The sequence below is a fragment of the Ruegeria lacuscaerulensis genome, assembly GCF_013031245.1.
Lineage (GTDB): Bacteria > Pseudomonadota > Alphaproteobacteria > Rhodobacterales > Rhodobacteraceae > Ruegeria > Ruegeria lacuscaerulensis_C.
This window is the reverse complement of sequence record NZ_WPZL01000031.1, coordinates 36,065-44,955: the sequence shown is the minus strand read 5'-3', so window position 1 is coordinate 44,955 and position 8,891 is coordinate 36,065. Positions and strand designations below refer to the sequence as shown.

Annotated in this window: 12 protein-coding genes; 5 read left to right on the top strand and 7 right to left on the bottom strand. The window is 55.2% G+C overall.

The window, feature by feature from the left end; all coding sequences use genetic code 11:
* Nucleotides 1-191: hypothetical protein (locus GOX66_RS25660; RefSeq protein WP_214652737.1), on the top strand; the 191-nt coding region annotated here is incomplete at its 5' end.
* Here the strand turns inward: GOX66_RS25660 and GOX66_RS21685 are convergent.
* Complete coding sequence (locus GOX66_RS21685; protein WP_170765402.1) at nt 182-853, bottom strand: GntR family transcriptional regulator; 672 nt, start codon at nt 851-853, stop codon at nt 182-184. The two genes, GOX66_RS25660 and GOX66_RS21685, sit on opposite strands and share 10 nt — an antisense overlap.
* A gap of 120 nt (nt 854-973) precedes the next feature.
* On the opposite strand from GOX66_RS21685, the gene GOX66_RS21680 reads away from it, so the two are divergent.
* The 4 genes from GOX66_RS21680 to GOX66_RS21665 all read left to right on the top strand — a co-directional run bounded on the left by GOX66_RS21680 (nt 974) and on the right by GOX66_RS21665 (nt 5,023).
* The gene (locus GOX66_RS21680; RefSeq protein WP_170765400.1) at nt 974-1,972 is read left to right on the top strand and encodes a TRAP transporter substrate-binding protein; all 999 of its coding nucleotides are present in this window, start codon (nt 974-976) and stop codon (nt 1,970-1,972) included.
* Between the two features lie 78 nt (nt 1,973-2,050).
* Nucleotides 2,051-2,536, top strand: coding sequence for a TRAP transporter small permease subunit (locus GOX66_RS21675; RefSeq protein ID WP_170765399.1), 486 nt, complete (start codon nt 2,051-2,053; stop codon nt 2,534-2,536).
* A gap of 10 nt (nt 2,537-2,546) precedes the next feature.
* Entirely contained in the window at nt 2,547-3,830 is a 1,284-nt protein-coding gene (locus GOX66_RS21670; protein WP_170765398.1) for a TRAP transporter large permease, read from the top strand.
* A 47-nt stretch (nt 3,831-3,877) separates the two neighbouring features.
* A complete protein-coding gene (locus GOX66_RS21665; RefSeq protein ID WP_170765397.1) occupies nt 3,878-5,023 on the top strand; it encodes an alpha-hydroxy acid oxidase in 1,146 nt (381 codons plus the stop codon).
* 24 nt (nt 5,024-5,047) lie between these two features.
* Here the strand turns inward: GOX66_RS21665 and GOX66_RS21660 are convergent, their stop codons facing one another.
* From GOX66_RS21660 to GOX66_RS21635, 6 genes are read right to left on the bottom strand one after another with little or no spacing between them, the layout of a single operon-like run.
* A complete protein-coding gene (locus GOX66_RS21660; RefSeq protein WP_170765396.1) occupies nt 5,048-5,461 on the bottom strand; it encodes a methylglyoxal synthase in 414 nt (137 codons plus the stop codon).
* On the bottom strand, nt 5,442-5,960 hold the full coding sequence (locus GOX66_RS21655) for a 2,4'-dihydroxyacetophenone dioxygenase family protein (protein WP_170765395.1): 519 nt from the start codon (nt 5,958-5,960) through the stop codon (nt 5,442-5,444). Before GOX66_RS21655 ends, GOX66_RS21660 begins: the two co-directional genes overlap by 20 nt.
* Nucleotides 5,961-5,969: 9 nt before the next feature.
* The gene (locus GOX66_RS21650) at nt 5,970-6,671 is read right to left on the bottom strand and encodes an SDR family NAD(P)-dependent oxidoreductase (RefSeq protein ID WP_170765394.1); all 702 of its coding nucleotides are present in this window, start codon (nt 6,669-6,671) and stop codon (nt 5,970-5,972) included.
* Nucleotides 6,668-7,294, bottom strand: a complete 627-nt coding sequence (locus tag GOX66_RS21645) for a 2-dehydro-3-deoxy-6-phosphogalactonate aldolase (RefSeq protein ID WP_170765393.1) — start codon at nt 7,292-7,294, stop codon at nt 6,668-6,670. Before GOX66_RS21645 ends, GOX66_RS21650 begins: the two co-directional genes overlap by 4 nt.
* Entirely contained in the window at nt 7,291-8,211 is a 921-nt protein-coding gene (locus GOX66_RS21640; protein ID WP_170765392.1) for a 2-dehydro-3-deoxygalactonokinase, read from the bottom strand. The genes GOX66_RS21645 and GOX66_RS21640 overlap by 4 nt, the downstream gene beginning before the upstream one ends.
* Nucleotides 8,192-8,881 (bottom strand): RraA family protein, encoded by a 690-nt coding sequence (locus GOX66_RS21635; protein WP_170765391.1) that lies wholly within the window; start codon nt 8,879-8,881, stop codon nt 8,192-8,194. The genes GOX66_RS21640 and GOX66_RS21635 overlap by 20 nt, the downstream gene beginning before the upstream one ends.
* Between the last annotated feature and the right edge of the window lie 10 nt (nt 8,882-8,891).

The following is an 8,891-nucleotide window of genomic DNA, read 5'->3' as shown; positions in this document are numbered from 1 at the left end:
TGCAAACCCACAATGGCACATCGAGGCCAGCGGGGGCGTCTACACCTTCAAAACCTGAGCAAGTTCTCAACTGGTCGCCACTGCCAACCAGAAACGCCCTAACGGCGCGAACACAAATGGTCAAAACTTTGCAAAAAATCCATGCGCTTTTAGTGAGCACAGGGTTCCATAGCTACGACATCTATGTTTGATTGACGCCGACCAAATCGGAATAGGAACGCTCACCGCGAGTGATTTGCCGTTTGAGGGTATTCTTTGCTGCTTTTACCTTACCCTCGCTAAGAAGCACTGTGATAGCCTGATGTTCCTGAAATGACTTCTTCCTTCGATTAGAGCGCTTGGAGAGATGCGTCCGCATAGTTTGGACGATATCACTGACTTTTTGATATCCATCCCGCAGGTAACTGTTTCCGCAGGACCTGAAAAACGCGTCGTGAAACTCGGCGTCAAGTTCCAAGTACTGCTCGAATTCATCCGCTTCCTGCGCTTCTGACATCTTCGAAACAATTGTATCCAGCTCATTGATCAGAACCGAGGGGTTCTTTTCAAGCGCCTGCTCCAAAGCTGCAGATTCTAGGATGAGCCGATACTGGCAAAGCTGCACCACGTCCTCTTGAGAAAGAGAGAATACAAAGGCTCCTCGATGAGGAAATATCTGAACGAGCCCTTGAAGATTCAAAGCCGATAGCGCTTCGCGAATCGGAGTTTTGCTGATGCCCATGGCATTTGACAGCTTCACTTCCAACAACGATTCACCCAATTGAAACGTGCCATTGATAATGCCTTTTCGAATGTGTTCTTCGGCAGTTTTACTCAACGAATCCGGCCGTTTAATCTGCAATATCTCGGTCATTTTCACTTCGTCCTATTTCGTCTCTCTAACACAATAGCACATGCAAGCTTGATTTCTATATTGTATCTGATATGTCAGATACCAGATCGTAAAAAACTGAACAATTCATGGGAGGAAACCTTGTTCAACAAATCCACATTCGCGCTTGCCGTCGCCATGTCGACCGGACTTGCCTTCGCGGCCTCGGCCGAAACAGTTATCAAAGTTGGGCATGGTGCCGCCGAAGCATTCCACATGCATCGTGCGCTCCTGAAATTCGAAGAACTGGTTGAGACCGGTTCGAATGGCGAGATCGATGTCCAGATCTTTCCATCCTCGCAGATGGGCCCGGATCGCGAGATGATCGAAGGTGTTCAAACCGGCGTTCTTGAAATGGCCATTCCCCCGTCTTCGTTCTTTGCAGGTTGGGATCCGGCTTTTGCGGTGATCGAGCTTCCCTACATGTATGCCTCCAAAGACATCGCCTTTGATGTTCTGGATGGTGAGGCCGGAGACGGAATGCTCGGACGGGTCGAAAACCAGGGATTGGTCGGTCTTGGCTGGCTTGAATTGGGTGTACGCAATGTGACCAACAATGTTCGTCCGGTTGCGACCCCCGCAGACCTCGAAGGCGTCAAGCTGCGTACCATGAAGGTTCCGGCGCATGTGGCAACATTCGAAACACTCGGCGCCAACCCAACGCCGATGAACTTTGGCGAGGTCTATTCTGCCCTCCAGCAGGGCGTGATCGACGGCCAGGAAAACCCGCTGGCGATCATTACCTCACAGCGTTTCTACGAGGTGCAGAAATACCTTTCGACCACGGGCCATGTCTTTGCGGTTTACATGCCCGTCATGTCGCAATTCTTCTTTGAGAGCCTGTCTCCTGAGCACCAGCAGCTTGTCAAGGACTCCATGGCTAAAGCGCGCGCCTATCAGGCGGAACTAATCGCAGCGGAAGACGCAGAACAGCTCGAACAGATCCGTACCGCCGGTGTCGAGGTCCTGGAACTGACGGCAGAGCAGAGACAGGCATTTGCCGACAAGACGGAGAGCGTCCGGTTGCAGTATCGCGACGAGGTCGGTGCCGAGGTCTATGACGGTTGGGTTGCCGCTGTGGCCGCAGCGAGCGGAAGCTGACCCGCAGTATACTCAGCCAATCCGGGCACCCGTGCCATGCAGGTTCGGGCGCCCCTTTCGCTCAAGGGGAGGTGAACGGTGTCGGTTATCAAATGGATCGATATGAATGCCGAAAAGGTCTTAGCCAGCGCGCTGTTGGCCGCGATTGTCGTGTTGATCTTTGGCAATGTTTTCATGCGCTACATCATGAATGCTTCTCTTTCATGGGGCGAAGAGCTAACGCTTTGGCTGTTTGTCTGGTTCGTCTGGCTTGGTGTCAGCTATGCTTTCCACACAGGCGATCATGTGCGCATCACGGTCCTGCGTGATGTCCTGAGCGAGCGGGCGAGGCTTTATGCAGATGTTGTGATCGCGCTTCTGGTCCTTGGGTTTCTAATCGTTCTGACAATTGAATGCATCAAGCTGATCCGACAGCCTTTTGTGGCCAGCCAGACGTCGGTCGTTTTGGGACTACCGATCCCGATCCTTTATGCTTCGGCGCCGGTTGGCGCAGGCCTGTCTGCAATCCGCGTCACTCAACATCTGCGCCGAACCCTGCGGCTAATCGCAGAAACCAAAGCGTGAGGGCTTTCTGATGCTTGCAACAACGCTTTTCCTGACACTCTTTGCCCTTTTGATCTTCAGCGTGCCGATCGGCATCTGCCTAGGCCTCGCGACCATGATCGTGATGGTCTTCGTGGATGGCACGCCACCGATGGTTCTTCTGGCACGGTCGGTGGTAACAGGCGCGGACTCGTTTCCTCTAATTGCCGTCCCTCTGTTCATTTTGGCAGGTGACCTGATGCAGCACGGCGGAATGTCTCGTAGACTGGTTGGGTTCGCCAATGCACTGATCGGGCATATCCGGGGTGGGCTGGCTTATGTGAACGTACTCGCCTGCGTGTTCTTTGCCGCCATATCCGGTTCGTCTCCTGCGACCGTAGCCGCCATCGGGTCGAACATGATCCCCGAGATGGAAAAGGTCGGCTATACGCGCAAGTTCAGCGGCGCATTAACGGCGTCCTCGGGAATGATCGGCGTTATGATCCCGCCCAGCATCCCCTTCATCATCTATGGTGTTACCGCCGAAGTTTCGATCGGTAAGCTGTTCCTTGCAGGTGTTGTTCCCGGCATCCTCTTTGCCCTCATGTTCATGTTGGTCGCCCGCGTCCTGCTGCGAAAGGACGCGGTTGTTCAGCAATCGACGACTAAGTTCTCAGGTCCGGGTGTCTGGCAAAGTTTCCGCTCTTCTATCTGGGCGCTACTGGTGCCGGTAATTATCCTTGGGGGCATCTATAGCGGTATCTTTACCCCTACCGAAGCCGGAGCCGTAGCCGTGGTTTATGCCGCCTTCATCGGCATCTTCGTCTATGGCGACATCACCCTCAAGGACCTGCCAGAGGTATTGGCGGGCAGTGCAAAAACCAGCGGGACCATTCTGATATTGGTGATCATGGCGACCGCCTTTGGCAGGTTGATCACGCTCGCAAGAATCCCGACAGAACTCGCAACGACAATCACCAGCCTGTCCGACAATCCGATCATCATTCTGTTGTTGATCAATCTGCTATTGTTGGTGATCGGCATGTTCATGGAGACGATTTCGTCGATCATCATCATGACGCCTATCCTGCTGCCTGTTGCAACCGCACTAGGTGTCGATCCGATCGTCTTTGGTGTCATCTTGACAGTCAACCTGGCAATTGGGTTCTGTACACCTCCATTGGGTGTAAACCTGTTCGTGGCCAGCAGCATTTCGAAGGTTTCCATCGAAAGCCTCAGCCGGGCGATCCTGCCATTTTTTGCATCCATGCTGGTCTTATTGATGTTCATCACCTATGTGCCCGCAATTTCCTTGGCCTTGCCGTCCCTTTGGTGACCGGCTGAGAACCTTCAAACGTTAGACGACAAAGCCAGAGGACCCGGATGGATCTGGACCTATCCCACCCGTCGATAGAAGACCTTCGGCAAACCGCGCAAAAGCGCATTCCGAAGTTTGCCTTCGAATATCTCGACAGCGCGACCGGCCGGGAGCGGGGGTTGAAGGTCAACCGTGACGCACTTGATGCCATTGGCTTCATGCCGCGTGTACTATGCGGCCGAACAAAGGCCGACCTGCAGACTACGTTGATGGGTCAAACTTACGATCTGCCATTCGGGATAGCACCGGTAGGTATGTCCGGTCTGATGTGGGCGGGAGCAGAGCGAATGCTTGCAAAGGCTGCGGTTGCTCACAACATTCCGTTTTCGTTGTCCAGCGTGGCGGTTGCTTCACCGGAAGATGTGGCACCTTACATTGGCAAAAACGGATGGTTTCAGCATTACCCCGTGAATTCCGGCGAGTTGCGCCGCGCGATGCTGCCGAGGATTAAGGCCGCGGGATTTCATACGCTGATCATCACGGTGGACGTTCCAGAAGAGAGCCGTCGCGAACGACAACGCCGCGCCAACCTGACCGTGCCACCAAAAGCCGACCTGCGCACGCTGAAAGAAATGGCGTCACGACCCGCCTGGTGCCTTGCACATCTGCGCGAGGGCATCATGCCACGTATGCGGTTCTTTGACGATTACGTCCCGACACGCGGGCGAGAAAGCTTTACCCATGCAGGCGCTCTGATCCGTGGGATTCCAGATTGGGACTACCTGCGCGAACTACGGCAGGAATGGGAGGGTCACCTGATCGTCAAGGGTGTCCTGCGGCCGGAGGACGCGCAAAAAATGGTGGCCGAGGGCGTGGATTGCATCTGGGTCTCAAACCACTCCGGGCGTCAATTCGAAGCCGGGCCCGCCGTGATTGACCAACTCCCGAACATCCGCGAGGCGGTCGGAACAAATGTGCCATTGATCTACGACTCTGGCGTTGCCTGGGGATTGGACATCATGCGAGCCCTGGCGAAAGGTGCAGATTTCGTCATGGTCGGACGCGCGTTTCAATATGCCGTTGCAGCGTTCGGAGCACGAGGGATCGACCATCTTGTTCACATCCTGAAAGCTGACATAAAGGCCAACATGAGCCAGCTTGGCAGCGAAAACCTCGGCAGTCTGGCAGAGCACCTTCTGAGAACTGGCTGATCGGCAATTACGGCGCGCAGCGTGTCAGACAGGCGTGTTGTCATCCCCGTCAATCAGTCCCTTCACGATCAGATCCGCAGTTGAGCGCGAACATGCCATTGGCAGATCATATACCGTTGCGAGACGGGTCAGAGCCTTAACGTCGACGTCATGTGGCATGGGTGAGAGAGGGTCGACAAAGAAAATCAATGCATCCAGTTTCTCTTCGCAGATCATGGCGCCGATCTGTTGGTCGCCTCCGAGTGGTCCGCTTTTCAGGCAGGTCACATCCAGTTGTGGATAGGCTTGCTTAATGCGACTACCGGTGGTCCCTGTCGAAAAGATTTGTACTCTGGACAGGCGGGCCAATTGCAGACCCACCCATTCAACGATTTCGTCCTTTCGCGCATCATGGGCCACAAGCGCGAAACGCGGCGCATCACCTGATGAATTGTTCAACGTAATCTTCTCCAAGACCGACTTCCGCGAAATGTTTTCGGCACAGATCAATCTTGGTAAAGACATCTTCGTAGCCAGTGACCTTGCCCCACGGATCAACATAGCACATCACGCCGTTGACCTGGAAATAGGTGACCATCTCTTCGACATCGTTGGGAACGACCAAGGTATGAGTCTCACCCGGCGGCTCAAAGACATATCCCCCTTCTTCCGCAACCCAATCATGTTCCAGATAATGCCAGCGCCCTTTCAGGACGAAGCCGTGGACTGGCTGTGGATGGCGGTGCCGCGAAAGAACACCAGCTCTGCGCACTTTGAGAAGGTTCATCCAATAACCTTGCGAGCGGTTCAGGCAGAGCGGTCGGAACCAGACGTTCTCTGCCTGCGGAACCCATAGTCTGTCGTCCTCACTCATGGCATTCGGGATCACGATCTCGTCTTGCGCATCCTTGGGGAATGGCAATTGATATGGCATTCGGGCGGTGTCATCGTCATTCATAGATTTTCCTCACATAGCGAGATAGCCGCCATCGACCGGATAGATCGATCCGGTCACAAAACTGGCGTTTTCACTCAAAAGCCATTGCACAAGCGCACCGACTTCTTCGGGTTTCCCCCAGCGTTTCATTGGCGTACGCGCCATGATCCCCGCTGTTCGTTCAGGGTCTTCCCGAAGGCCCTGGGTCATCTCTGTCTCAATCCAACCCGGCGCGATGGCATTGACCCGGATACCGTCTTCGGCCCAGCGACCTGCGAGCGCCTTGGTCAACTGTGCCACGCCGCCCTTAGAAGCGGAATACGCCGGAACCAAAGGCCCACCAAAGGTACTGAGCATAGAGGCGGTGTTGACGATCGCCCCACTCGCTTCAGCCAACAATGGATGCGCGGCAAGACAGCAGCGCATGGTGCCGGTCAGATTCACATCGAGCACCTTGGCGAAGACGTCGATGTCATATTCTTCGCCACGCAAAAGAATACCTGCGCAGTTCACCAAGGCATTGAGACCCGTGAGTTCGCCGAGTACATCATTGATGGACGCCTGGTCGGTGACATCCAAGATCTGCACCTTTATCCCGTCCTGAGGCTCGAATGCATCCAATTCGGATTGGGAGGCGGATGCGGCAATGACGGACCAACCTGCGTCTGCCAAAGACCGTGCAACACCCGCACCGATCCCTCGCGTACCGCCCGTTACAAGGGCCTGTTTCATCCAAGTTCCTCCAATACACTGGTGAAGGCGCGCGCGCGCCGGCCGATATCATCCAATGTATAGCTCGGTTTGAACAGCGCGGAGCCCAGCCCATATCCATCTACACCCGCGGCATGATACGACGCCATCGTATCCGGCGTTATGCCCCCTACCGCTGCGACGACTGCGTCTGCAGGCAATACGGCGCGCATGGCAGCAATGGCAGCTGGCGGCACCATTTCCGCCGGAAAAAATTTGAGGACCGATGCTCCGATATCCAACGCCGTAAAGGCCTCGGAGGGGGTCATGACTCCTGGACACCAATAAAGATCCCGAGCGACAGCCGCGCGCCCGACGTCCGGGTTCATATTGGGCGACACGATGATCCGCCCGCCTGCATCTGCGACCGCCGCGACCTGATCCGTAGTCAACACTGTGCCAGCGCCGACTATGGCTTGAGCGCCATGTTTTGCAACGATCTGCGCAATCGATTCCAGCGGGTCCGGTGAGTTGAGCGGCACTTCGATTATCCGAAACCCGGCATCGAAGAGTACATCAGACACCGGGCGCGCATTTTCTGGTGCCAGCCCCCGCAAAATCGCAATCAGCGGATTCTCAGCAAGAGCTGCGGTGATGTCAATCATCCGACCAACCCCGCAGCGCGAGCAATCAGAAAATGCCCTTTCGCAACGATATCATCAGGCGCGCGACGGCTGTCGAATCCAGCAGTTCGAAGCGCTATTTCGTATCGGTCAGACAAATCGCTACGTCCAACAACAGTGATCGTGCCGACGTCTTTTACTTCGCCGGTCGCGGCAGCAACCTCGGTCCCGATCAACAAGCCAGACAAGTAATCGGCCGTAGCAACCTTTGGGATTTTGCCCATAAGAGGAAGCGTCCGGACATGAAACAGGCTGTGCAGCAGGTTCGACTCACCACTGAGGCCCGCCTTGACGCCCATCACGAAAGCGTCTTCGCTGAAGGCGTCCTCCTTCATCAAGGTGCCAAGGATCGTGTGTTCTTTCAGCGCCGAAAAGATCTCACCTGTCATGTAGGTCGAGAAATCCACGATCTTCCCATCCGCAACTTGAACCCATTTGCTGTGCGTTCCCGGCATCACGAACATGCCTTCGCTCAAGCCTAGCGAAGATGCCCCGATGATCTGGGTCTCCTCGCCGCGCATTACGTCCGGTCCTCCAGCATGTTCTGTCGAGGCACCTGTCACAAAATGAATACGCGCTCCGTTGGCCGCTTCGTGCGGGACCAACGCTCGCGCAAGACCGCCAGCACCCAGCGGCATTTCGGCATACTGCGTTTCTACCCAGCCATTGCGGCTGGTGATCATGCCAGATGCCAGGATCGGCAGGTTAGCCTTGGCGACCCAAGGGCCGATGAGACGATCAAGGACCGCCTCAAAGGTTTGTCCTGCAACCTGCATGATACCTTCAGGCGACGAGACCCCATCGATCACCTCGCCCTCCGCACCAATGAGAAATGCACGGAACGATGAAGTGCCCCAATCTACGCCGATCAGCGCTGGCTCAGATGCGACCGAATTCATTTAGCAGATCCTCAACGGTTTTGCCTTGGGCCACCCATTTACGGGTTTCCTCCTCACGGTCAGCTTGTTCTTGAGCAAGGCGCACGGTTTCTTCGGCGATTTCCTGTGGAACCACAACGACGCCCATAAGATCAGCTACAATGAAATCTCCGGGGTTTACGACGACGCCCCCACAGGCGATTGGCACATTGATCGAAAGTTCTTCTTTACGTTCCGAGAACATCGTGTGCGTTCCGCGCGGTGTGATCGCGCGCGTCCAGATTGGCCAGTTGATGTCTTCCAACTCATCTGTGTCGCGCCCGGTGCCATCTACGATCATACCGCGAATACCACGGTTCTTGGCCAGACCGCCCATTAAACCACCACAGACCGACGTTTGACGATCACCACCCGCGTCCACGACGATCACGTCCCCGGGTTGTCCCATTTCAAGCGCCTGCAATGGGTCGACCAGATCGCCTTTTGAAAGCTGAACCGTCACGGCCTGGCCTGTCACCTTGGCGCGGAAAGCAGGCTTGATGGCGCTGTCCATCACACCTGTTCGGTACTGCACATCCGCAAAAATGGCAGCAGCAGAGTACGCCTCCAACACCTTGTCGAATTTTTTGAGAAGTTCCGAATTTCTTTCAAAATCATTGAAAACCCTGAGGTCCGTGCTGACGTCTGGCATTCTTGTCTCC

What these genes read in the sequence shown, in the direction of transcription:
- GOX66_RS21685 (WP_170765402.1), bottom strand. Translation starts at nt 853, where the DNA reads ATGACCGAGATATTGCAGATTAAACGGCCGGATTCGTTGAGTAAAACT.
- GOX66_RS21670 (WP_170765398.1), top strand. Translation starts at nt 2,547, where the DNA reads ATGCTTGCAACAACGCTTTTCCTGACACTCTTTGCCCTTTTGATCTTC.
- GOX66_RS21665 (WP_170765397.1), top strand. Translation starts at nt 3,878, where the DNA reads ATGGATCTGGACCTATCCCACCCGTCGATAGAAGACCTTCGGCAAACC.
- GOX66_RS21655 (WP_170765395.1), bottom strand. Translation starts at nt 5,960, where the DNA reads ATGAATGACGATGACACCGCCCGAATGCCATATCAATTGCCATTCCCC.
- GOX66_RS21650 (WP_170765394.1), bottom strand. Translation starts at nt 6,671, where the DNA reads ATGAAACAGGCCCTTGTAACGGGCGGTACGCGAGGGATCGGTGCGGGT.
- GOX66_RS21645 (WP_170765393.1), bottom strand. Translation starts at nt 7,294, where the DNA reads ATGATTGACATCACCGCAGCTCTTGCTGAGAATCCGCTGATTGCGATT.
- GOX66_RS21640 (WP_170765392.1), bottom strand. Translation starts at nt 8,211, where the DNA reads ATGAATTCGGTCGCATCTGAGCCAGCGCTGATCGGCGTAGATTGGGGC.
- GOX66_RS21635 (WP_170765391.1), bottom strand. Translation starts at nt 8,881, where the DNA reads ATGCCAGACGTCAGCACGGACCTCAGGGTTTTCAATGATTTTGAAAGA.